Genomic DNA, 23,983 nt, shown 5'->3' with positions numbered 1-23,983 from the left:
GTCTCCATGCATACACAGCAGAATCTGCCGGGAGAACGGTCCGGGGAAGACCTGGCCCATCATCACTCGCGCAAGGTGACCGAGATGGCGTAAGCAAAACTGCAGTTAACTTCATGCGGGCGCGAGTGCTTCCGCCAGCCATGATGGAATCCGTCTCGGCCGGTCTTCTAGGTCTGGTCTTACCCTGGTTTCACGGAGCCGTGGACCTCACGCCACGATGGTTGCGTTCTCGTACTCCATCGAGGTCAGCATTCCGATGCCGCTATGACGCCGCTGCCGGTTGCGGAAGAGCTCGAGGTATCGAACATCGCGTCTTGCTCCGCATATACACCCGTGGCGTCGGACGCGGCGTCGAGCCTCCAGCCCGATGAACCCACCGATAGCCGACGTCAGGCGAAACTCCCGCGGCAGCGGCCCGGTTCCTGGCTCCTCGATCCAGAAACTCTGAAGCGCTATCTCGTCCTCGGACACCCCGGCGCCGAACGGACCGCCGAAGTCGTCCGCGACAGCCTCATCGCCGCCGTCACCGAACTACCCGCGACCCCCACCGCACCGCGACTTGGGACCAGGATGCCGAGACAGCCGAGCACCGATCCCTTTCCCATGGCCACCGACATTCGCGTCTACTTCGCCGATCCCGGCGCACTGCGGCAGCGCGGCAGCAACGAAAGACACCAATGGTACTCTGCGGCAGAACCGAGGTCGCCGAGGAACTCACCGGCCGTCCACAGAAAAATTCTCGACTGCGACACACCAGCCCAACGTTTGGCTGCTTTGATGGACGCTTCATAGTCCGGCCGTTGCGACGACTCCTGGATCCAAGATGTTTCATGATCGAGCGCACCTGTCCAGAGCCAACCTCGATACCCATGCCGATAGTGAGCTCGGCGTGCATGCGGTGCACGCCGTAGCGGCCACGGGAGGCCAGATGGATAGCCCGGATCGTTTCGGCGAGCATCTCGTGGCGCAGTCGGCGTTGGCTGGGTGATCGGTTGCGGTGATGGCGGTAGCCGCGCTCGGACACGCCGAGCACACGGCTGGTGGTGCGGATGCTGATTCCTTGCCCGGTCAAGGTCGAGACACCCGGGGACCGCCTTTTGAGCCGAGCGTGGTGTCGTCGAAAACCTTCGCGGCCAACCCCGAGTCGCTCGCAGCTCCTCCTCGAGTTGCTTGATCCTGTTCAGCGCAGCCCTCAGTTGCGCCGATTCGTCCATGGATGTCCCGGGGCCTCACCGCGGGCCTGGTGTTCCACCGCTACAGCGTGGCCTCGGTGACTCCCGATCACGGGCGACATCGGCGACCCTGCGTCCTTTATCGACGACCAGAGCGACAGCGCTTTCACGGAATTGTGGGGAGTACATCATCGGCACGAGCGGAGATCCGTCCATCGAACGGTTGGAAACTCACAACTCAGCGGACAGAATTCCGAGACAGCCCAAGGCGGTCCTCAACCCGTGACGGCTCGCCGACGGCCCGGCGTCATTCTGTGACACGGTTGAGATTGGTCTCCAAACTGCCCGAACTGGCTCAAAGGGGCAAGGCTGGTGCGAGCACAAGTAGGACGAACGGAGAGCACATGCAATGCTGCCCAGGCCGCGCACTATCGCCAGTTGGCCATCGCTAGCGACCTGGAGTCCGCGCCTCTCCCGTTATCTCTGGCCAGCGTCATATGCGGCTGATGGGCCTCTCACCCTTCAGCCGCCTGGCCTTGCAAGTCGCGATGTGCCTTCTTGCAATCAGAGAACAGCCCGTCAGCAGTCGTTCCCTTGGCAATGGTTTCGCGCAAAGACGCCATGACCAGCATCCAACCGCCGGAAGCGATCGGGCCTATAGGGTGCGTCCGAGGAAGTCGGTGACAACCTGCGTGAATGCGTCATTGTCATCTCCTGCCACCATATGGCCAGTTCCGGAGACATCGGTCGTCTCCGCGTGCGGCACAATTTCCAGGAATTCTGCAACGGTCTCCTGCGATACCAGATCGGACAGGGCACCGCGCACGAGCAGGGTCGGCGCGACGACTCTACCCGCACCCGCGACGAGCAATTCTACAAGTGTGTCGAATTGCTCGGCACCGGCAGACGCGTCCTGTTGCAACGCCTGAAAACGACTCGTGATGAAGGCGGGATCCCATCGCCACACCCATCGACCGTCGGCTCGTTGCCGCAGTACCTTGTAAAGGCCCTCAAGCCGCACCGGTCGTTCGCGGTGCGGGTTGTATGCCGCGATGACGTCGGCAGCGTTTTCGAGGTTCGCGAATCCGTCAGGATGCGCGGACATAAACGAGACGATGCGTCGAGCGCCATCGAACTCCATCCGTGGGGTCACGTCGACCAGCACCACCGCTCCCCACAGCTCGGGGGGCGCAAGCAGGTGCGCGGCAAGAACGGTCATCCCGCCCAATGATGCTCCGACGACCGCGGGCGCGTCCTCGGTGCAGAATCGTTCTCGCATTATGAGCAGGTCATCGACAAGGTGCTCGACGTCGTATCGTCCGTCGGGGGCCCAGTCACTGTCGCCGTGCCCACGTGCATCGTATGCAACTACTGTGTAGCCGCGATCGCGCAGGCGGAGCGCTGAGGTGGTCCAGGCGTGACGACTCTGCCCACCTCCATGCAGCAGGATCACAACCTGCTGGTTGGAACCATGGGGATAGTAGTCGGCCGCCAGCGTGATTCCGTCACGAGCCAGTACCTGCATCTCGATCATGCCATCCGTCACGAGCTGCCACCCCCGTCGCTGACGATCGTAACCGTTCCCTGAGCGGCGCACACTGGCCTGCCGTCGTTGGTGATGTCGATGCGTGCGACGCCCGATCGCCTGGTCAGGGCAATGACATCTGCCGTGGCGATGCATACGCCAGCCGTGACCGGCCGCAGAAGATTGATCTTGAACTCGGTTGTCGCGACCCAGCAGCCGGTCGGGATCACCGGATAAAAGACAACACCCAGGCAATGGTCGACCATGGCTGACAGGCAGCCACCGTGCAATGTACGGAAGGGGGTAAGGAGCTCGTCTCGCACCTCCATCTCGGCGATCAACCGACCGGCGCTCAGTTCGGCATGACGAAATCCGAGATAAGCCGAGATGCCGCCCACATCCGTTGCTGCGCCGAGCACCTGCCCAGCAACTCGGGGGTCGAACTGCGGGAATTCCATCGGAGCCTCCTCCGTCTCTGCGTTGACCTGCCCCAAGGTGACACTACTGCAGATTTGTGTCACCTGCATTGCCGATCTGCACGTCGTCGTAACCGCGGTGCCCATCCAATTCGGTAGACGCTGGTACGACGATGGCAGGCAGGAGGCAGCGGCAAAGGTACGCGCGGAGGCCAGCAGGGCTGCGTCGTCTCGGACCGCGCACGGTGAGCAGGCTGAGGATCGTCCGCAGGATCCACTCCGCGGCGTCGTCCACTGAGATCCCCGGCTGCAGGTCATCGCGGTGACGGGTGAATACCGGTCGCAGGAACTCGGTGACGAGTTCGAAGAGGGCGACCGATGTGGACTCTGTCAGACCGATTCCAGCGAGGCGATCATCGCTGACGAACAGAGCGGAAATCGACTTCTCTCGGCTGGCGGCGTGAACAGTGGTCTCTACGAAGACCAGCACGGCAGATGCGAGATCAGGCTGTCCGGCGAGTGGCCCGCCAATCCCGTCGAGGTAGCGGCCAGCCGTCCGCAGGACGACGCCCGAGACCACCGATTCACGGTTCGCGAAGTGCCGGTACACGGTGGCCCGAGAGACGCCGGCCTGCCGAGCGATGTCCTCCATCGTCGTCGCCGAGAATCCGACCTCTTCGAAGCAGAACTCTGCGGCATCAAGTAGGGCATCCCGGGTGCTATCCCGGGCCGAGAATCGCGCGCCGCGACGTGCAGATTTCGTCGTCACCACAACGAGTATGCCGCTACTTCGTCGAGGAGCGCATCCCCCTCTGTCCTCTACCGGTGCGGCATCTCTGCGGCCGGGCAGCGATACAGATCTGACATTATGTCGCGCTACCGCCGACTGAGTCGTCACGCAGCTGAGGCAGGAGGTGGCGGCGCGCGAATCGGCGCGCACCCTCAGGGGTATCGAGGGATATGCGGGTCGATGGGGTCAGCACGAACGACAGGATCACGCGGACAGTCAGCTCGGAAACCACGTGAAGTTCGACATCCGTGCGGGCAGCATCAACTTCTTGCGCGAGTTGGTCGGCCAGAAAGTTCGACGCGGTCGCGACAAGACCCCCTGCCTCAATCGTGAGAAACGGCAGTAGGGACTCCGGCTCGGTCTCCAACAGCCTGTTGAGCAGGGCGTGCCCCCGTACTGCCTTCAGCGTGAAAACGAATCCTTCGACGATCTTCTCTTCGAGATCCTGATGATTTGACACCTCTGCTTCCAACTCAACGAGGAACCTGGCGAGTTCTCGCAGAATCACCGCCTCGACAATGCGCCCCTTGCTCGGGAAGTGTCGGTACAGCGTCACACGTGCCAGCCGTGCGCGACGAGCGATGTCTTCGATCCGTGTGCGGCTGATCCCGACAACCTCGAATTGCCTTAGCCCGGCGTCGAGGATACGTTCCGAGGTCCCAGACGGCGACGGTGTCCGGATCACCGCGATGGCCTTCAGAAGCAACCTGGTGTAGTTCATCGTCGTGATCGGATCCTTCGAGCCGGGCAACGTCGCCGGGTGTCATGTGGGCAGGGATCGTTGGTCGCCCGTTGAGTATGCACCCAATGAACCTCCGTACGCCATACTTTCAAACCCCTGACGTGGGCATTGAAACGATCATACTAGGTGAGTACCATCGTTCCTGTGGTTCGCAACGGGGCGCCCCGGTGCAAGTCCGGGCTGACGACGAACGAATGGATGAGGACCAACACGCGCGGGTCCTCATCGTCGGATGTCGTCGCCTCGAGACTGGCGCTATCGGAGAGGGAGTGCTCTGGCCTTGCAGCAGTGATCATTGGAAGCGGTGTCCGAAGTGCGGTGTGGGCGGCGGCGGTCTCGCTTGTGCGCACGTGTTTCGGGGCTGCTTCCTCACTTGGTGGCGCAGTTCACGCTCCCGGTGTCAAGCATTGCGGACCTACACTCCCCTGCGTTCACGCCGCTACGCTCGCGGCTTGTTCACTGCCCGCCCACAGCAGACTGACGTCTGAGCTCTCCGCACGATCTGCGTTTCCCGGTGCCCTCGGTCGTGCGCCGAACGCCCCGGCGGTGTCGCTCTCCTGGTGCGCACGACCATGGATGGCGTGCCTGTCGGTGGTCGGCCACGCGATTAGACGGCTTTCCAATCGCCATCGCGGAGTACCCGAGGCGGGGCCTCTGCCCGTCGATTCATGGCCAGGACGTACGCCTAATCACAGGTGCGATCGCCTGACACCTTCCCGCCTCGCCGGCCTCGACCTCGCTAACGGACGAAAATGGCGCGCACGGGCCCGCGATTCCAGGAGACTCCGCTGCGCCGCGGCCTTCGCCCGGCGCCGGATCACTCACAGCCACCATGCGCCAGCGACGAGCGTTTTCGTTTACTGGAACGAGTTCCAAGAGTTTTGTCCGACCATGCCACACGTGAGCGGCTACCGCTGCGAAATACCCGGCCTCCGGACACCAGGCCAAGATTTTGTGTCCATATTCGCGAAGGAGTAGAGCGATGTCAATCGATTTGCCGCACACCTTAGAAATCATAAAACAACGCCAATGGGCACTCGGCGACTTCGACTGGGCGGAGCCCGGCGCGGACACGATAACGGCCGAGCAGCTCCCGCAGGTCAAGCAATTCATGTCCGATCTGGTCTGGATCGAGCAGGTCGGCTCGCGTGCCTTCGTCGCGCTCGGCCGTCAAACCAAGGACAATACGCTAGCTGAGATCTACCGCTACTTCCAGGCCGAGGAACAAAAGCACGCAAACGCCGAGCTGGCCCTCATGCGCCGTTGGGGAATGCTCGATGACGACGAGATCCCAGAACCGAATATCAACATCCGACTAGCCATCGAATGGCTGGACAGCTACGCAGACGATCTGCCGCTGTCCGTACTAGGCTCAGCGATTCCGATGCTCGAGGTGGCACTCGACGGAGCACTGTTGAAGTTCCTACTTGAGGAGATCCAGGATCCCCTGTGCCACAAGGTCTTTCAGCGAATCAATGCCGATGAGTCCCGTCACCTAGCTGTGGATTTCCATGTGCTGGACATGATTGGAGCGGGGCCGATACACCGACTGCTGATCGAAGCCGCCGGCGCCGCGCTGCGCCCATCCCTACTCATCGGCATCCTCACCGGGTTGCCCCTGCTGACCCGTATGCACGACAGCATCATCGCGATGGGACTCGACGAACAGAAGCTCTTCGACGCGATTCGGAAGTTCGGCATTATCGGAGACCGGAGCGTCGCCACCCGCCGCAATCCGATCTACCAACTCGTCAAGTACTACGGTGAAATGGTCATGGACCAGTCACACCCTTATCATCGACTACTCGGCAATGCCCTGTTGACGATCACTGAGCACTACCCTAAACAATGGCTCGGTTCGACTCCTTCCTGGATCAACGAGCTCACTTACCAACCGGTGGCCGCAGCATGATCGACGAGGGGCGGCCGACAGACGATGACCCCGGGCAAACAATTCCCGGTCCCACACGAGTCGTGATCATAGGTGCCGGGTTCTCGGGAATCGGCACCGCGATCCGATTACGGTGCGCGGGGATCGAGGACGTCGTGGTTCTCGAGCGCGCACCTGAGCCCGGCGGTGAGTGGCGCGAGAGCGTTCATCCGGACGCATCCTGCGGTCGTCCGTCAGCACTGCGGTCGTTCTGGTTCACGCGGGATCCCGCCTGGAGCCATAGGTATACGCCGGGCGTAGACGTCCTCGCCTACATGCGCGACGTGATCACCCGGCATGGTCTCGATGGACGGATTCACTACGGGTACAACGTAAACGGACTCGACTTCGACGAGGCCCGAGGGACCTGGCATGTGCGTGTCTCGACCAGTAGTGGCGAGGAGGAGAGCATCACTGCCCGCTCGGTCGTGGTGGCGACTGTGCCGTTCTCGAACGCAAGCAGGCGCGAGATCGTGGGCGCCGACGACTTTCGTGGCCACAAGATAGACGGCACCCGATGGGACGCCGGTATCGATGTCACCGGACTGACGGTGGCAGTCGTCGGTACCGGCACCAATGCAGTCCAGATGATCCCGGAGTTGGTGGACCGAGCCCGCCACGTCACCGTATTTCAGAGTGCACCGCGATGGGTTCTTCCCCACCCGCAGTACGCGACGGCAGGGTGGAGACGTTCGCTATTCGAGAAACTACCGCTGGCCGAGGATCTAGCCCGGAGTGCCCACTTCTGGGCGTACGAGTCTATCGGATACGGTTTGGTCCGAACAACAGGTCTCACCACCGCGCTGGAACAGGTATCTAAAATCCAGTTGAGGCTTCAGGTCAAAGATAGATGGGCGCGACGGCAGCTCACACCGGACAACCGGGCGTGCCGTCCGCGATTGCTCATCTCAAATGATTTCTTACCGGCTCTAGATCGGGACAACTGCAGACTCCTCACCTTCCCGATCATTCGGCTTACGGAGCACGGAATCCTCACGGTTGATGGCGTCGAGCGCCGCTTCGATACGATCGTTCTCGATGCACCCGGCGAGGCTGGAGTACCATTCCCGGTTCGTGGTTGTGGCGCACGTCTCCTCCAGGAAGAATGGGTCGAAGGAGTTTACGCGTACAAGAGCATACATGTTTCTGGGTATCCCAACCTACATTTCACTTTCGGACCGAACTCCGGTCCGTATTTCCACACAGCCCTAGCCTATCTGGAGGCGCAGATAGATTACATCGTAGAGTCGGTGCGGACGCTGGAGCGATGGGGGCTCCGATATATTGATGTACGAAAGTCAGCGCAGGACCGATTCAACGCGGTTGTTCAACGGCACTTGGCTCGCACGACTTGGAACTCTGGATGCGTTACTTGGCCTGTCGGGGAAGATGGTTTTAATCCCGCGGCTTTCCCTGGCTTGGCTCGACAATTCCGTAGCCAAATGACTCAGTTCGCCCTATCCGACTACCACGCTGTGCCCTAGGAGCTCCTATCAGGTTCAGTTGCTGAGTCGTCGCGGTCTGATACTGCGGCACCGACATTCAGGAACCCATAGTGGATGTCGATGCGGCGTTCCCATCGATCACCGGTCGCCGATATCGGTGGGGCCGGGCCATGGTTTGTTCCACGACTAGCCGACTGCCGGTGACCTTTGTCTCGGGTTCCGCGATGGGAATGGGCCGTCGATCCCGGCGCTGTCGCAGGTCGGCGTACAGACTACATGCTCGCAACCCGTGTCGGTGATAGTTTTATCGATCCGCCGTCCCAGTGGCCTCGGCCGTCCAGGCAAGGGGATTTACTGCGTCGAATTACATCCCGCCGCGGAACCCGGGACAAAGTCACTGCGGCCGGTGGATCGTGGAGCAGACTTGCGCCCGCTCCCCGGTACCGGCGCCTGGCCATCCGGTGGGCACGCCGCATCGACATCCATTATGGATTCCTGAATCTCGATGCCGCACTGATCTGATGGCGACGGCACAGCAACCGCACCGACAGCAGCTATTAGCCTGCGCCAGAAGGTCATCCGGACACGAACCCGAGAATGAGCGGCCCCCGACAGCACGTACAGCCCTCCCCCACTCCCCTTGAACACCAACCTCGGGCCGTGTGGTGAGGGCTGGCTATTCCCGGCGGCTTCACCGGGAGTTGCGGTTCGCTAACCACCAACAATCATCCGTCACATAGGTCCGCTGCGAAACATCCTGCATCGCAACGTGTCTCGGTGACACATGCAGATTCCCGCTAGGAGCTATGAGGACCGGTACCCGAACTCGAATGCCGCCGAAGCTCCATACGATACCAGCGGTGGCCCACCGCAAATACTGCGCGCGGCATGTTTGGCGGTGCGCGCGAACGCCGCTGTTGAGCATCTTCACCGACGGACTTACTTCGCAATCAGCACCGCGTCGGCACGTACACAGGCTGGTGAGCCGGATCGCCCACCGCAGCCGGGACTGCGCAACTGGCCAAGCACTTCGCCAAATCAGGTATTGCGTAATGGCCTCGTCATCACCATCTCGTACCCAAGCGTCTGTGTGGCATGCTCGACCCCACTCTGCAAGTCGACAAATGTAATGAGCGTAGTTTTCTGTGGACTGATGTCGACAAGCGTCCGGGCGACTTCGGCGGAAAGCCCAGTGAAAATAACCTCCGCACCCAAAAGCGCACATGCTTTTACTGCTGTGATCAGATGGGCAGCAACGTCGAGATCGATCGACGGCAGTCCGGTGATATCGACGACGGCGGCCTGCGCCCTCGAATTGCGGATATGCACCATCAACTGATTGGTCAAATTAAGAGCCCGGCGATCGTCCAATTCTCCTACGATCGGGACTACCAGAAGCCCTGGGATCAACTGCAGTACCGGAGTCGGGAGTTCGCTCACCGCCCTCTGCTGCTCGCGATTCGGGTGCTCGCGTTTGGCGAGGTAGATGTCGGCGGCGAGGCCGATATCGAGGAACACCAGCCTTTGTAGCGCCAGCAGCGTCGCCAACGCACGCTCGGGATCGGAAGATGAGCTGGATTCACAGATCCGGCTCGCAGCAGAGCAAAGAAACCGATTGTACGCGCCGAGAAGCCATGTCGGATTCACGCCGAGTCGCTCGTGACGCGCGCCCATACGCATACGCTCGATGAGATAGTCAGCATCGACGGTTCCCGCCGTCAAACCGGAAAGGTGATCGCTTCGAAGATGTTCGACCTGTTCCTCAGTGTCGCGCCCAGAAAGAAGTGCGGCAGTGTCCCGGTGTTCGTGTAGGTAGGCGCGGAGTTCGTCGACGATCTCAGCCATACCGGGTGTCGCGACTCCGCTAAACTGCCGCAGCAATGCCTCGTCTTCATCGGTGAATTCCATTAATCGTTTCCGAGCAGCGACCATGTCATCGGCGGTCACGAGGCCACCGAAGCTTGGCGTTTCCGGGATTTCCGGACCGTGCGTGCCCATTAGAGTCATAACAGCCGCATCCTGTGCGTAGTGTTTTGGCGGATCGTGTCAAACAGCGCATACTCGTGAGCGAAGCCCGTAGGTCACCGACCCACAGCAGCCTGCACCCCAGACTGCGCTGGCGGCATAGCGGTCCCGACCCAAGTCGTCCTCATCGCCTGATCGCGCCGGCCACAGTACATGATCGCCGCTTAGGCCGTTGGTGGCACGTGTGAAGAGGTGGCACGCTGTGAGGCCCGGAAGAAGTGGTCGATGTTAACGACGAGAAAGAGGGCGGTAGCGATTGTAACCATGTGGCCATGGTCGTCTTCGATGGTGGCCCGAAGGTTTAGTTTGCGACCCTGGCGGGAATGAAGATGGGCGCGGGCGATATACGGGGTGTCGAGTAGAATCGGGGAGAGGTAGTCGATGGAGAGGTGGCGGGTGACGGCTGGTTCTCCCACGGTGTAGAGGAGGAACCCGAACAGGTCGTCGAGGACGGTTGCGACTGCGCCGCCATGGGCGATCGCTGGGGCGCCAACGTGGCGGGAGTCAAACGTGTGACGGGCGTAGACACCTTCCGCGTCACGTCGGACGCTCAACTGGTGGCCGTGCGGATTGGCTGGCCCGCAACCGAGGCAATGATCATGATGGGGCGGCAAGTCTTGGCATTCCGGCGGAACCACAGGGAAGAGTGGCGTACTCTCCTCGGCCTCGGACGATACGGATCTTGTGGTATCGGATGTGCGGCTCATGGGTGCTTTCTGCATATGTGTGTCACTGGGTGGTGGCGATAAGGATGTCGCAGTGGGCTCTGCGTGCGAGCTCGGTCGGTGTATCGGACAGCAGCCGGGCCAGCGGAGTCGACCGGCACAAGTCGGCGGTGATGATGAGGTCCGGCGCCGCAGTGGCGGCAAGGCGCAATAGGGCACGCAAAGTGGGTTCGGACAAGATGCGGGTGTCGATGCCGATGGCGCCGTGCGCTAGGGCGTGCTGGCAGGCCGTGCGCAATATCGCTTCGACCGGGTTGGTGCCGCGCAGCCGGTAGGCCTCGGGTCCCAGCCGGTCGAGGTCAACTCCGAGTGTGCGTTCGTCGATGTGGTGGCGGACGCCGACGATAACCAGTCGGGCGTGGGTGGCGTGGGCCAATTCGGCGGCGCGGTCGACCACGCGGTAGGAGCGATCGGATCCATCGGTATCCACAAGGATCGTGCGATAGGCCGTCATGCCGGGCGTCCTTCGCGGGCAGGGGACGTGCGAGAGCCAGGAGCCATCGTGCACGAGGGTTGTGCGCGGCATCGGCGAGTGGTGGGCCCGGGTGCAAGCACAGCCAGCACGATCGCGCCTGCGGCGGTAATAGCAGCCAACACCAGCGCGGCCTCGCCGCTGCCGTGCACGAACGCTGCCTTGGCGTACTCGGCTAGCGGCTGGGCCGCTGGTCCGCCCTTTTCGGCGACCTGCAGGGCGGCGGCCAGGGAATCGGCAACGGGTTCGCGAGCGGACTCGGGCAGGCGGGGTAGGGCGGGCTGGATACGCTGAGTATAGCCAGCGGCCAGCACGCTGCCGGCCACGGCGATCCCGATCGCGGCGCCGATCTCGCGGGCGGCATCATTCACCGCCGCGGCGACCCCGTGTTTGGCCTCGGGGGTGTCGGCGACGATGGCGTAAGTCGCCGGGGCGGTACACAATCCCAGGCCAGCGCTCATGATCAGCAGCGGCCACAGTAGGTCGAGGTAGTTCGCGGCGAGGTCCAACCGGCTCACCAGCACCAGCCCGGCAGCGATGGTGAGGAGGCCAGTCACGGTCATCACCCGCAATCCCACCATGCTCGAGAGCCAAGGCGCGATTACGGAAATCATGGCCAGCGGCGCCACCATCGGCGCCAGCGCCAGGGCCGACGCCAGCGGCCCGTATCCGAGAATCAGCTGTAGGTACTGGACCAACAGTAGGAACACCCCAAAGGTGACCAGGAACTGAATGGTCACGGACAGGGAGCCAGCGCCGAAGCCTCGGCGTCCGAACAACCGCACGTCTAACAGTGGTGCCGAGATCCGTAGCTCCACGGCCACGAACGCCACCGCCGCCACGACTCCGACACCGGCGGTGACAGCGACGAGCGGGTCGGCCCAGCCGCGTGCGGGAACCTCGACCGCGGCGAACACGATCGCCGCGATCGCGACAGCCACCGTCGCCGCGCCAATTCCGTCCACCGGCGGATGCTCGGGTTGGCGAGACTCCGCGATCGTGCAAGCCAATCCGGCCAGCACAATCCCCGCCACGGTCAGCCCGACAAATACCGATTGCCACGACCACCGCTCAAGCAACATCCCGGCACCGAGAATCCCCAGAACAGCTCCGGATCCGGCGACGCCCGCCCATACCCCCACCGCTCGGCCGCGATGAGCTAGGGCGAAGCCTGCGGTCAGAATCGACAGGGTCGATGGCATCACTAACGCTGCGCCAGCACCGGCGAGTGCGCGTGCCGCGATGAGCCACACCGGGTCGGTCAGCACCAGCGGCAACGCCGAGGCGGCCGCGAACACCGCCAGTCCCGCCACCAGCACCGCGCGGCGCCCATAGCGGTCACCGATGGCTCCGGCGGGCAACACCAGACACGCCAGCACCAGTGTGTAGCCGTCAACGATCCAGGTGAGCTGGGCTTGGGTCGCCCCGGTCGCGACTGCAATCTGAGGCAACGCCGAGTACAACGCCGCCATGGCCGCGACGACCAGCGCCACCCCCAGGCACGATACTGCCAGCACCCAGTATTGGGCCCTGGTCCACCGGGCGATCTCGACAGCGCCCGTCCGGGAAGTGTTCACCGGTGCACCTCCCGCCGTTGTAGATCGATAGTCTCTGTGTGAGACTATTAGTATCATAGTGGGTCGGCGAGCGAGATGACGTCCACGCACGATCAAATTGAGCGATACGAATCGAGGAAAGGGCGGCCATGACAGAGCCGGACTCTGCCGCGGCCGATCCGCGCACCGTAGCCGACGAGCAGGCCGATCCTCGGCTGGCGCGGTCCCGCAACCGGTTGCTCGACGCGGCCAGTCATCTGCTGTCCACCGGCGGGGTCGAAGCGGTCACAGTCGATGCCGTCACCCGCGTGTCGAAGGTCGCGCGCGCCACTCTCTATCGACACTTCGGCAGCACCACCCAACTGCTCGCGGCAACTTTCGAACGGTTGCTTCCCCATGTCGACACACCGACCGGCGACGGGCCCGTGCGCGATCAACTCATCGCGCTACTCACTACTCAGGCGGACCTCGTAGAACAAGCCCCAGTGCAGATGACCACGCTGGCCTGGCTGGCTATGGGAACGATCGGTGACGACCACACCGACCCGGCAGCGGTCACCTCGCTGCGTGCCCGCGTCATCGAGCAATATCGCCAACCGTTCGACCGGATCCTCACCGGCCCCGACGCGCGGGCGATGCTCGGCGAGTTCGACACCACCTTCGCCATCATCGAACTCCTCGGCCCGATCGTGTTCGCGCGCCTCACCGGACTACGCACCATCGATCATGACGACTGCGCCCAACTGGTCGACAAATTTCTCGCTACCCGCCCAAGGGTCGCGGTCGGAAACGGGACCGACCGTCGATCAGTGCCAGTGACCGAATACCCGCCCGTGGATAACGGGTGAGCCGCTTCGAAGCAGGCCGACAAGATCAAGTACCCAGCTCACCGGCGATCCCCTCCACCTAGCGGGTAAGACTGTCGGTTCGGCACCGATCGTCGCCTTCTCGTCAACACCGGCCCTGGATGCGGGGCACGATCGATTCGTGCTGCAGTCCTGCATCGCATTGTAACTGGACCAGTTAGGGCTGGCTAACCGAGTCGATGCGCTTCACGATTGAGAGACTCGACTCCGTCCATCTCATGCCCAGCCGTCACCGGCAGGATCCTGGTGGCAACGCGCTGAGATCATTCAGACCGGTGCCGACTCAATACTCGCCGTGTTAGGTGTTGGCTACGCCGCTGATAGCCGTTGGCTGCAGCAACGAGCTCGGCAAAGTTCTGCACGGTTTCGGCAAAGTCGCCAGTTTTTTGTCATATGCCGCAGCGGGTTCCTGCCTGGGGCCAGCCCCAACCGATCTGCACCAGATCGCGCAGACTCCATCCACCAGCGACGGGACGGGTGGTGCTATTCGTGTCGAAATTCGCTGGGAGAGCGACCGGTCCATCGCTTGAAGGCGTGCGAGAAGTTCGCGAGGTCGCTATATCCGAGATCGGCAGCTATCTCACTCACCGACATCGATCGGTCGAGTAGCCGCAGCATCGCACGGTCACGCAGAAATGATTCGCGCAACTCGCGAAAGGTGGTCCCCTCCTCGGATAGGCGCCGCTTGAGTGTGCTAGTCGATATCGACAGCTCGTGTGCGACCCAGTCTTTACTCCGCTTTCCAGGATCTTCCTCCAGCAGCCGTCGTACCTTCTCCGAGAAAGACATGGTTCTACTTCGCTGATCGAGGGTTCGTTTCAGATCCACGATGGCAAGTCGATAGGCGACCGGATCGGAGAACCTGCATACCTCGTTGAGAGTGTCCGCCGGGACACCAAGGAATGACGTCGGAGCGTCGAAGAACAAACGCCCAGCTAGGGCATCCTCATTATCGGCTAGAAAGGTCGGCGCTGACCAGCTCAGATGGAGTGTCACGGTCGGCATATCGCCGGCCAGCATGTCGAGCAGGCGCAGGAGTGCCGACCCGCTATACGCGACGACCAGGCAGTTCAGCGCCGAATCGCCTGTGTGCGCGGCGAGCCCGACGGTGAGTCCCTCGTCACTTGGGTGGAACTGCGGACTGAGAGCCGTCGATATCAAAGGCAGATAGGTGAGCAGCTCCACGATCTCAGCTACCGAGCCTGCGCTGACCAGCGGAAAACTCAATGGGCCGAAGGACGTCAACTGAGCTTGTTCGGCGAACGCGAAGCCGAGCGAAGTTGCCTGGTCGACATCGAGTGCAGGGTAGACCTCGCGAAACCACCGTATCGGGGCCTGGATATTGCGTTGGATCAACGTCGTCTCGTCAATTCCTTCGCGAGCCATGATGTCGCGAAGCCGAGCGGCGGCGTCCGGGTCGAGCGCTTGGCTCTCGAGCAGTTGCACGAACATGAGCGGAGGCACGCCCTCGTCGTTGAGGTTCACCATGGTCTCTCTGAGCCGAATTCACAAATTTCTGACTCTGCCGAACATAGCCTCCGAACCCGTGTTCGACAACACTTGGACCAAGTCACATTGAGGACAACGCATCGAGGAGTTGGCTATGGCAGTTGTCACCTTTGTCTCCCACGACGGCGAGAAGCACGAGGCGCCGATCGAGGAAGACCAGTCGCTGATGCAGGTCGCGACCAACAACGCTGTGCCCGGCGTCGACGGGGACTGCGGAGGCGAAGCTGCCTGCGGCACCTGCCATGTGGTTGTCGATCCGCAGTGGATCGAGCAGGTCGGACGTTCCGGCGCCGATGAGGAGGAGATGCTCGCGATGAACCCCGAGCGCCAGCCGACCTCCCGGCTGTCGTGCCAGATGATGGCATCGACGGCCTGGGACGGCTTGATCGTCCACCTACCCGAGTTCCAGATGTAACGGCGAGAAACGGATACGACGCGATGAAGATTCCCGGAGCAATCACCGCCAAGGTTCAGTCGACCATCCCGATGGATCTACAGATCCAGGGTGCACACCTATATGACAAGACTCGCCGATGGATGACCGGAACGAACGGGGAGAAGCTCTTCGTCGAGAGGCCCATCCCGCCAGTCGAAGAAGTCGCGCTCGCCGACATCGACCTCAGCAACCCTTTCCTGTACCGCCAGGGCCGCTGGCAGTCCTACTTCGAGCGCTTGCGCAACGAGGCTCCGGTCCACTATCAGCCCAACAGTCAGTTCGGTCCGTTCTGGTCCGTCACACGGCATGCCGACATCGTGGCTGTCGACAAGAATCACGAGATCTTCTCCGCTGAGCCGTTCATCGTTATCGGGGCTCCGCCCCGTTTCCTCGATATCGAGATGTTCATCGCGATGGACCCGCCACGACACGACGCACAGCGGGCCGCTGTTCAAGGCGTGGTCGCGCCGAAGAACCTGCGCGAGATGGAGGGCCTGATTCGATCGCGCGTCCAAGAGGTGCTCGACGATCTACCCGTAGATAAGCCGTTCGACTGGGTGCAGAACGTCTCGATCGAACTGACCGCGCGGATGCTTGCGACCCTGCTGGATTTCCCTTACGAGCAACGTCACAAGCTCGTCTACTGGTCGGACCTCGCAACCTCGCTGGAGCAGGCCAACGGTGGGCCATCGGACAACGATGAGGTGTTCCCCGGCATGCGCGACATGGCGAGAGGTCTCAGCGCTCTCTGGCACGACAAAGCGGCCCGGACAGCCGCTGGGGAGCAGCCCGGATTCGATCTGATCACGATGTTGCAAAGCAATGAAAATACCAAGGACCTGATCGACCGCCCGATGGAGTTCTTGGGCAACCTCGTATTGCTGATCGTCGGAGGGAACGACACGACCCGGAACTCGATGAGCGGCGGCGTTCTTGCGCTCAACCGCTTCCCTGAACAGTTCGAGAAGCTGAAGGCGAACCCCGACCTGATCCCCAACATGTGCTCGGAGATCATCCGATGGCAAACTCCGCTGGCCTACATGCGCCGTGTCGCCAGAGCTGACACCGTTCTTAACGGGCAGTTCATCCGCGAGGGCGACAAGGTAGTGATGTGGTACGCCTCGGGCAACCGCGACGAGCGAGTATTCGAACGCCCCGACGATTTCATCATCGACCGGTCAAACGCCCGCAACCACATAGCCTTCGGCTTCGGTGTTCACCGCTGTATGGGCAACCGGCTCGCCGAGCTGCAGCTGCGGATCCTCTGGGAGGAGCTACTTCCTCGCTTCGAAAATATCGAGGTTGTCGAGGAGCCCGAGTACGTGCAGTCCAACTTTGTGCGGGGCATCAGCAAGATGATGGTCCGTCTCACCCCGAAAACCAGCATATGACCACGCGGCGGGCCGTCATCGTCGGGGGCAGCCACGCCGGGGTCCAACTCGCCGGCAGTCTGCGCCAAGAAGGATGGACCGACGAGATCACCATCATTGGAGAAGAGGCGGTATTACCATACCACCGCCCCCCGCTGTCGAAGGCATACCTGGCAGGGAAGCACACCCTCGACGAGCTCGCGATTCGCAGCGCCGAGTTCTATAACAAGCAGGAAATCCACCTCGTGGATGCAACGGTGGAGGCGATCGACCGCTCGGCTGGCCTGCTCTCACTGAGCACCGGCGACGAAGTGCCCTACGACAAGCTCGCACTGTGCACGGGCGCTCGCCCCCGTCGACTCCCCGTGCCCGGTGTCGACCTGGCCGGTGTCTATTACCTACGCTCCGCGGCGGACGTCGAGATGATCCGAGAGGAAAGCAGCCCGGGGCGCCGGGTCGTGATCATCGGCGGCGGATATATCGGACTGGAGACGGCCGCCTCGTTGCGTGCGCTGGGTCTGCAGGTCACTGTGCTCGAGGCTACCGAACGCGTCCTCGAACGGGTCACAGCCCCCGAGGTATCCGCGTTCTTCGACCGAATTCACCGACAGGAGGGCGTGAACATCCGAACAGGCGCGCTAGTCGAGGCCCTATCCGGAGACGTCAGGATCCGAGAGGTATTCCTGTCCAGCGGCGAATCAATTCCTGCCGACCTCGTCATTGTCGGCATCGGCGTGGAGCCGAATACCGAACTCGCCGCCGACGCGGGTCTGCTGGTCGACAACGGGGTCGTGATCGACGGCCAGAGTCGGACCAGCGACCGCAACATCATGGCCGCTGGGGACTGCGCCAGTCACGACATGGCCCGTTACGGCCGTCGCATACGCCTGGAATCTGTACCCAGCGCGGGCGAGCAGGCCAAGGTCGCTGCCGCGACCATCTGCGGGAAGTCAAAGAACATAGCTGCGCTTCCATGGTTCTGGTCGGATCAATACGATCTCAAGCTCCAGATCGCCGGTCTAAACACCGGCTACGACGAAGTCGTACTCAGCGGAGATCCTACCCGGGGCCGCGAATTCACATGCTTCTACCTCCGTGCTGGCGAGCTGATTGCCGCCGACTGCATCAATCGCCCCCGTGACTTCATCTTCAGCAAGCGGGCCATCACCCAGCAGCTTCGCATAAGCCGGGCAGAACTGGTGCTCGCTGGCTCGCCCTGAGTGACCGACTCTCGGGCGACTCGCACGACGACTGCGTGCGAACAGCATTCAGAAAGGAATGTCAGTGACGTACGCCATCCATCTGCCGCTGGCGAAGAGTCGGGAGCGACTCTCGTCAGTCCTCCTGGCGCCACTGCCGAGCCGGGTCGATGTGGCCCTCCTGCGGGCCAGTGATCAGTGGCCTGTCCGTGAGCTGGCAATGCCCCCCGCAGGGTCGGGCCTCAAGCCGATCCGAGGGACCGCTGGTCTGCCTGTGCTCGGTCACACCCTGGACTACATCCGTTTCGGATCCAGCTTCACCCGGGCCAGGTACCAGCGATTCGGGCCCGTCTCATGGATGGGCGCCTTCGGCACGAAGATTGTGATGGTGGCCGGTCCAGATGCCATGCAGGAGGCGCTGACCGTCAAGGCGAAATCGTTCTCACAGGACGGGTGGGCGTATCTCATCGACGCCTTTTTTCACCGGGGTCTGATGCTGATGAGCTTCGACGAGCACAGGATGCATCGACGAATCATGCAGGAGGCGTTCACCCGCGACCGCCTGACCGCCTATGTGGACCAGCTCGGGCCGCCGCTCGAGACCGGTATTCCCGCGTGGCCAGCGGGCCAGTCCACACGCATCTATCCACTGCTGAAGAGCCTGACCCTTGACGTAGCAACGAAGGTCTTCATGGCGGATCGGGGTGGCAGTGAGGACACTGACGCCATCAACGACGCCTTCGTGGCGGCCGTGCGTGCGGCCAGCTCGATCATCCGTTTCCCGCTGCCGGGGACTCGGTGGCGGGCCGGAGTCCGTGGGCGTGCGCTCCTGGAGGACTACTTCACCTTCCACCTGCCGGCGGCGCGGAGCGCCCAGGGAGAGGACCTTTTTGCGGCGCTGTGCCATGCCCGCACGGCCGACGGTCAAGCTTTCACCGATGAGGACGTCGTCAACCACATGATCTTCTTGATGATGGCGGCACACGACACCTCGACCATCACCAGCACCGCTGCCGTCTACTTCCTCGCCAAGCATCCAGCTTGGCAGGAACGGGCACGGGCCGAGTCCGACCAACTGGGCGGACGTCGCCCAACTATCGACGACCTGGACGCGCTGAAGACTCTCGACCTGGTGATCAAGGAGACGCTGCGGCTGGTGGCGCCCGTGCCGATCATGATGCGTAAGACCATCGAGGATGTCGAAATCGCCGGACACCAAATCCCCGCAAACTCACTGGTAGCCGTGGCTCCGGCGGTGAACCACTTCGATGAGTCGTACTGGACCGATCCCGACACTTTTGACCCTGACCGCTTCACCGAGCCGCGGCATGAGGACCGGAATCATCGCCTCGGGTGGATCCCCTTCGGAGGAGGCGTGCACAAGTGCATCGGCCTGCATTTCGGCACTCTCGAGGTGAAGGCGATCCTGCATCACATGCTGCGAACCTACACCTGGACGGTCCCTGACCAGTATGAAGCCAGGTGGGACAACACCTCGCTCCCAATTCCCGTCGACGGATTGCCGATAGACCTGGAGCACAGATGAAAACGGACCGGATGACATTCTTGGCAGCGACCGACTTCCTCGACATCGAGCACGAGTTAGTTCGGGAGTTCACCGCCACTGTGATCGGCGACGCGAGCACCGGCCGAGAGAAGGCGAACCGTCTCTTCGCCGCCGTTCGCGACCGGGTCTGGTATGACCCCTACACGGTGTCTGACGACCCTGCCCACTATCGCGCGAGCTTCGTCCTCGAGTCCGGGCGCGCCTATTGCGTCCCGAAGGCGGTGCTCTTGACCGCGGTGTGCCGTGCGGCGGGGATCCCTGCGGTGCTTGGCTTCGCTGACGTCCGCAATCACTTGCAGACAGACGCGTTGCGAGCGCTCATGGGTGGCACAGACCTGTTCGTCTATCACGGTTACAGCCTCCTCAATATCGACGGCCGGTGGTTGAAGGCGACGCCCGCGTTCAACACCGAGTTGTGTGCGCGTTTCGGTGTGCCGCCGGTGGATTTCGACGGCGATCGCGATGCACTACTGCACGCCTTTTCTGCCGACGGAGCCGAGCATATGGAGTACGTCCGCGAGCGGGGCGTCTACGACGACTTGCCGTTGAACGCGATCCTGGCCGAACTTCGCCGCACCTATGGGCCTCTTATCTTCAAGCGGCCCCACGTGATCGCTGACGCTTTCACCGATACACCCGCCCACCGCACCCATCCCGACGGGATCGCCCGCGATCCCCATTCACCTACGGAGGTCCGATGAGCGCGACGATCCCAGCGGGCGTCTTGGACGTGCGCAACCCCGCCGACGGTCGGCTCATCGCAACCGTCGCTGTCGACGACCGCGAGACAGTAAGTCTCGTCGCTGCTGATCTTCGAGACGCTCAGGTCGGGTGGGCCGAAGCCAGCCCACGGCAACGCGCCAAATGGCTGCATCGCTGGCGGGACTGGATCCTTGATCACACCGACGAGCTCACCAACTTGTTGCAAGCCGAGACAGGCAAGGTGCGTCCCGACGCCCTGGTGGAGACGACAGCATCGTGCGAGTTCATCAGCTACTACGCCGACCATGCCGCGAAGTTTCTCGCCGGCGAGCAGGTCAGGTCCTCGAGCCTGCTGACCTTGTCGAAACGACTCACTACGACCTATCACCCCTTCCCGGTCGTCGGCATGATCATGCCGTGGAACTTCCCGATCACCCTCTTCCTCATGGACGCAGCGCCCGCGCTGGCAGCAGGCTGCGCGGTCCTGGCGAAGTCCTCGGAGGAGACGCCGCTGACATGCGCGCGGATCATCGAGGGCTGGCACGAGATCGGCGCCCCCGCGGTTCTGGCGCACGTTGTAGGTGATGGCGATTCGGGCGCAGCCGTGGTCGATGCCTCTGACTTTGTACAGTTCACCGGCTCGACCGCCACAGGGCGTGCGGTCGCGATCCGCTGTGCCGAGCATTTGAAGCCGATGAGTCTGGAGCTTGGCGGCAAAGATCCGGCGATCGTGCTGGAGGACGCCGACCTTGCTCGTGCGGTGGAGGGAATCGCGTGGGGCGCTCTGTTCAACGCGGGACAGGTATGCATCTCTGTCGAGCGGGTGTATGTGGTATCTGAGGTTTACGACGAGTTCGTGGCGCGGCTGACCCAACGTGTGCGGTCCCTCGCCCATGGTGCGGCCGGTCGCGACGTGGGCGCAATGGTCACCGCGAGGCAGGTCGACATTGCCGATCGCCACGTCAGCGAGGCAGTGGTGGCAGGTGCGCGGGTTCTGGCTGGCGGAACTCGGAGTGCGGTCGGAAACTACTACGCTCCGACGGTCCTGGTCGGTGTCGACCACACGATGGCCTGCATGACCGAGGAGACCTTCGGTCCCACGATTCCGGTGATGCGGGTCGCGGATGAGACGAGGCCATCCGCCTGGCCAACGACTCGGCGTACGGCTTGTCTGCGACGGTGTGGACCCGAGACCATGCTCGTGCTCAGCGCATCGCATTACAGCTAAACGCGGGAGCTGTCAATATAAATGATGTCTTCAGCAACCTGTTCGCCACCACACTGCCGCACAGTGGATGGAAGGCCTCGGGCATCGGTGCTCGGCTCGGCGGAGCTCACGGGCTACGCAAGTACTGCCGGGTACAGGCAGTGACAGAGCCACGGATCCCTGTCCTGTCGCGAGAACTCACCTGGTACCCGTACACCCCGCGGCGCGCGGCCATGGCCGGAAGAGTGTTGCGCGCGGCGGCCGGTCGCGGCCTATGGCAGCGCCTCGGCCTCAACAAGGAGAACAACAAGTGACGACACACCGTGCCCGCACCGCCGCAAAGACCGTAGCTATCACCGGCGGGGCCCGCGGCATCGGCTACCAGACCGCGAAGGAGCTGATTCGACGAGGCCACCGCGTCGCCATCGGCGATGTCGATGAGAAGCGCGCTCAGGAGGCCGCCACCGAACTCGGCGTGAAGATCGTTACCCACCTCGACGTAACCGACCCCACTTCGTTTCGGCAATTTCTCGAGCTGGTCGAGGAAGAGCTCGGCCCCCTCGACGTGCTGATCAACAATGCGGGCATCATGCCCACTGGTCACGTACACGAGGAAGACGACACGGTGACCCGGAGGCAGGTCGAGATCAACGTCCTGGGAGTCGTCTTTGGGACCAAACTAGCCCTTCAGCGAATGCTGCCGCGGCGCGCTGGGCACATCATCAACACCGCGTCGCTGGCCGGCGAGCTCGCTGTGCCTGGACTGGCGACGTATTGCGGTACCAAATTCGCGGTCATCGGATTCACCGAGGCGGCACGGCACGAGTACCGCACGTCAGGCGTCGAGCTGTCCACCGTTAGGCCCACATTCACCAACACCGAGCTCGTCGCGGGAACCGCTGGTGCCAAGGGACTGCGCAATGCCGAGCCCGAGGAGATCGCGCGTGCGACAGCCGATCTTATCGAGCGCCCGCGTCCATTCGTACGCGTCACTCGCCTGGCCGGCGTATTGGTCGCGGCGATGAAGTTCGTCCCTGGCTGGCTGACCGCCAGGCTCGGATCCGCGCTGGGCACGGACTCGGTATTTCTCGACGGCGTCGACGCAGCGGCCCGCCAGGCCTACCTGGACAGAATCCGGAGCCACTGACCAGGTCTTCGATCCCCGTTGGCCCCCTCATTCACCCGAAAGGATTCACATGCCCCGCAGGACCCTGGTCGATGACTACCCGCACAAGATGGGGGGACACTGCGGTTCTGGTGCTATGCGGGATCTTCTGCATTGGCATGGACTGGGGTGGGATGGGCCGCCCGACGAAGGTCTGGTGTTCGCTCTCGGCGGCGCACTGGGGTTATCGTACCTCCGGTCAAGCGACCTCGTTCCACCGCTGTACCTGGTAGGACGAGGCGCCGACTTCGAAGTTGATCTGCCCCGCCGACTCGGCGCGCAAGTCCAGGTTCTCACGACCGATGATCCCCGAGAGGGGTGGTCATGGGTTCTCGACGAGCTCGAAGCAGGCAGACCCAGCCTGGTATGGGGAGATATCGGTGAGTTGCCGTACCTCCGCGTCCAGTTCCAGATGAGTCGCCACGACATCGTCGTGATCGGTCACGACGAGGCCGAGGGGATCGCCTTTGTCGTAGACAATGACCGCGCCGAGGTGCAGAAAGTCCCGCTCGATGCACTGGCTCGGGCGCGGTCCTCGAAGTCTTTCCCGCAACCGACGCGCCACTGTACATACCGCATCAGCTGGCCGAGTGCGCTGCCGGACGTGGCGGAAGTAGCGGCGGAGGCATTTCGACAGTCCGCAGCCGGAATGCGCCGCCCATCGCAACCCGGGATCGTCGATCTCAGGACAGCGGCATCCGGTGCGGAGGGCTTGGCCGCGGCGGTGCAGCTGGCGGCCGACATTCAGACCTGGGCCGATCTTCCGGTGGACGACCTCGAGACTCTCCTGTTCAGCCTGAGCGCTTTCATTGAGAAGGCAGGTACTGGCGGCGGGCTGTTCCGCCGCTTGCTAGCCGATGGCTGCGCAGATGTCGCTCGTTTGACCGGGGACTCCGCCACCGCTCAACTCGCCGTAGCGGCCAGCCGTTGTGCGCAGGCGTGGACCGCCACTGCGCGTGCCGGTATCCGCCGCGACGTTGATATACGAGTTCGCCTGGCCGGGGTGGCCTCGGCCGCTAGCCAACTGCCAGAGCTGGAGTTGGACCTGGTCGCGTCCCTGGAGGCTGCTTCCAGTTCGCTGACGGCTGTGGATCGCTGACAGCAGCCCCATGTCGCCGGCCAGCGGCGAATCAACCCCCAGATCGCCTACGTTCGAAGACACTC

Annotated in this window: 21 protein-coding genes and 2 pseudogenes; 12 read left to right on the top strand and 11 right to left on the bottom strand. The window is 62.6% G+C overall.

The window, feature by feature from the left end; genetic code table 11:
• The first annotated feature begins 264 nt into the window (after window positions 1-264).
• Complete coding sequence (locus tag NI2_RS35030) at window positions 265-792, top strand: hypothetical protein (protein WP_243750076.1); 528 nt, start codon at window positions 265-267, stop codon at window positions 790-792.
• Between the two features lie 13 nt (window positions 793-805).
• Here the strand turns inward: NI2_RS35030 and NI2_RS35660 are convergent.
• The 6 genes and pseudogenes from NI2_RS35660 to NI2_RS08105 form a co-directional block, all read right to left on the bottom strand.
• Window positions 806-958, bottom strand: a pseudogene (locus NI2_RS35660) (IS3 family transposase); the annotation flags it as partial.
• Window positions 959-1,229: 271 nt separating this feature from the next.
• Window positions 1,230-1,361, bottom strand: a complete 132-nt coding sequence (locus NI2_RS35865) for a transposase (protein WP_481850186.1) — start codon at window positions 1,359-1,361, stop codon at window positions 1,230-1,232.
• Between the two features lie 466 nt (window positions 1,362-1,827).
• Window positions 1,828-2,706, bottom strand: coding sequence for an alpha/beta fold hydrolase (locus tag NI2_RS08120; RefSeq protein WP_067488051.1), 879 nt, complete (start codon window positions 2,704-2,706; stop codon window positions 1,828-1,830).
• An 8-nt stretch (window positions 2,707-2,714) separates the two neighbouring features.
• Window positions 2,715-3,155, bottom strand: coding sequence for a PaaI family thioesterase (locus NI2_RS08115; protein ID WP_030204326.1), 441 nt, complete (start codon window positions 3,153-3,155; stop codon window positions 2,715-2,717).
• Between the two features lie 43 nt (window positions 3,156-3,198).
• Window positions 3,199-3,882 (bottom strand): TetR/AcrR family transcriptional regulator, encoded by a 684-nt coding sequence (locus NI2_RS08110; RefSeq protein WP_084476202.1) that lies wholly within the window; start codon window positions 3,880-3,882, stop codon window positions 3,199-3,201.
• A 97-nt stretch (window positions 3,883-3,979) separates the two neighbouring features.
• Complete coding sequence (locus NI2_RS08105) at window positions 3,980-4,624, bottom strand: TetR/AcrR family transcriptional regulator (protein ID WP_022565909.1); 645 nt, start codon at window positions 4,622-4,624, stop codon at window positions 3,980-3,982.
• 1,003 nt (window positions 4,625-5,627) lie between these two features.
• Here NI2_RS08105 and NI2_RS08100 point away from each other — a divergent pair.
• Together NI2_RS08100 and NI2_RS32895 are read left to right on the top strand one after the other, a co-directional pair.
• Window positions 5,628-6,557: a ferritin family protein gene (locus NI2_RS08100; RefSeq protein ID WP_067488049.1), complete on the top strand. Its 930-nt coding sequence runs from the start codon at window positions 5,628-5,630 to the stop codon at window positions 6,555-6,557.
• The gene (locus NI2_RS32895; RefSeq protein ID WP_084476134.1) at window positions 6,554-8,059 is read left to right on the top strand and encodes a flavin-containing monooxygenase; all 1,506 of its coding nucleotides are present in this window, start codon (window positions 6,554-6,556) and stop codon (window positions 8,057-8,059) included. The genes NI2_RS08100 and NI2_RS32895 overlap by 4 nt, the downstream gene beginning before the upstream one ends.
• A gap of 999 nt (window positions 8,060-9,058) precedes the next feature.
• On the opposite strand, the gene NI2_RS32890 is transcribed toward NI2_RS32895, so the two are convergent.
• The 4 genes from NI2_RS32890 to NI2_RS08075 all read right to left on the bottom strand — a co-directional run bounded on the left by NI2_RS32890 (window position 9,059) and on the right by NI2_RS08075 (window position 12,819).
• Complete coding sequence (locus NI2_RS32890; RefSeq protein WP_166655813.1) at window positions 9,059-9,967, bottom strand: protoglobin domain-containing protein; 909 nt, start codon at window positions 9,965-9,967, stop codon at window positions 9,059-9,061.
• Window positions 9,968-10,209: 242 nt separating this feature from the next.
• Window positions 10,210-10,752 carry a PaaI family thioesterase gene (locus NI2_RS08085; RefSeq protein ID WP_067488329.1) on the bottom strand — a complete coding sequence of 181 codons (543 nt, stop codon included), beginning with the start codon at window positions 10,750-10,752 and terminating at the stop codon, window positions 10,210-10,212.
• Window positions 10,753-10,774: 22 nt separating this feature from the next.
• Window positions 10,775-11,224, bottom strand: coding sequence for a universal stress protein (locus NI2_RS08080; protein WP_067488043.1), 450 nt, complete (start codon window positions 11,222-11,224; stop codon window positions 10,775-10,777).
• The gene (locus tag NI2_RS08075; RefSeq protein ID WP_067488038.1) at window positions 11,221-12,819 is read right to left on the bottom strand and encodes an MFS transporter; all 1,599 of its coding nucleotides are present in this window, start codon (window positions 12,817-12,819) and stop codon (window positions 11,221-11,223) included. Before NI2_RS08075 ends, NI2_RS08080 begins: the two co-directional genes overlap by 4 nt.
• A 128-nt stretch (window positions 12,820-12,947) precedes the next feature.
• On the opposite strand from NI2_RS08075, the gene NI2_RS08070 reads away from it, so the two are divergent.
• Window positions 12,948-13,646, top strand: coding sequence for a TetR/AcrR family transcriptional regulator (locus NI2_RS08070; RefSeq protein WP_067488036.1), 699 nt, complete (start codon window positions 12,948-12,950; stop codon window positions 13,644-13,646).
• A 501-nt stretch (window positions 13,647-14,147) separates the two neighbouring features.
• On the opposite strand, the gene NI2_RS08065 is transcribed toward NI2_RS08070, so the two are convergent.
• Window positions 14,148-15,149: a helix-turn-helix domain-containing protein gene (locus NI2_RS08065; RefSeq protein ID WP_067488327.1), complete on the bottom strand. Its 1,002-nt coding sequence runs from the start codon at window positions 15,147-15,149 to the stop codon at window positions 14,148-14,150.
• Window positions 15,150-15,267: 118 nt separating this feature from the next.
• Here NI2_RS08065 and NI2_RS08060 point away from each other — a divergent pair, with 118 nt between their 5' ends.
• The 8 genes and pseudogenes from NI2_RS08060 to NI2_RS08025 all read left to right on the top strand — a co-directional run bounded on the left by NI2_RS08060 (window position 15,268) and on the right by NI2_RS08025 (window position 23,918).
• Entirely contained in the window at window positions 15,268-15,588 is a 321-nt protein-coding gene (locus NI2_RS08060) for a 2Fe-2S iron-sulfur cluster-binding protein (protein ID WP_019050196.1), read from the top strand.
• A 23-nt stretch (window positions 15,589-15,611) separates the two neighbouring features.
• Window positions 15,612-17,000: a cytochrome P450 gene (locus NI2_RS08055; protein WP_067488034.1), complete on the top strand. Its 1,389-nt coding sequence runs from the start codon at window positions 15,612-15,614 to the stop codon at window positions 16,998-17,000.
• Window positions 16,997-18,199, top strand: a complete 1,203-nt coding sequence (locus tag NI2_RS08050; RefSeq protein ID WP_067488032.1) for an NAD(P)/FAD-dependent oxidoreductase — start codon at window positions 16,997-16,999, stop codon at window positions 18,197-18,199. The genes NI2_RS08055 and NI2_RS08050 overlap by 4 nt, the downstream gene beginning before the upstream one ends.
• A 64-nt stretch (window positions 18,200-18,263) precedes the next feature.
• Window positions 18,264-19,724 (top strand): cytochrome P450, encoded by a 1,461-nt coding sequence (locus NI2_RS08045; RefSeq protein ID WP_084476198.1) that lies wholly within the window; start codon window positions 18,264-18,266, stop codon window positions 19,722-19,724.
• Window positions 19,721-20,446: a transglutaminase domain-containing protein gene (locus NI2_RS08040; protein WP_067488028.1), complete on the top strand. Its 726-nt coding sequence runs from the start codon at window positions 19,721-19,723 to the stop codon at window positions 20,444-20,446. The genes NI2_RS08045 and NI2_RS08040 overlap by 4 nt, the downstream gene beginning before the upstream one ends.
• A pseudogene (locus tag NI2_RS08035) lies at window positions 20,443-21,968 on the top strand (aldehyde dehydrogenase family protein). Before NI2_RS08040 ends, NI2_RS08035 begins: the two are co-directional and overlap by 4 nt.
• Window positions 21,965-22,801: an SDR family oxidoreductase gene (locus NI2_RS08030; RefSeq protein WP_067488026.1), complete on the top strand. Its 837-nt coding sequence runs from the start codon at window positions 21,965-21,967 to the stop codon at window positions 22,799-22,801. Before NI2_RS08035 ends, NI2_RS08030 begins: the two are co-directional and overlap by 4 nt.
• Window positions 22,802-22,850: 49 nt before the next feature.
• Window positions 22,851-23,918 (top strand): BtrH N-terminal domain-containing protein, encoded by a 1,068-nt coding sequence (locus tag NI2_RS08025; protein ID WP_067488024.1) that lies wholly within the window; start codon window positions 22,851-22,853, stop codon window positions 23,916-23,918.
• Window positions 23,919-23,983 lie beyond the last annotated feature (65 nt).

The sequence above is a fragment of the Nocardia ignorata NBRC 108230 genome, assembly GCF_001612905.1.
Classification (GTDB): Bacteria; Actinomycetota; Actinomycetes; order Mycobacteriales; family Mycobacteriaceae; genus Nocardia; species Nocardia ignorata.
This window is presented reverse-complemented; position numbering and strand designations above follow the sequence as displayed.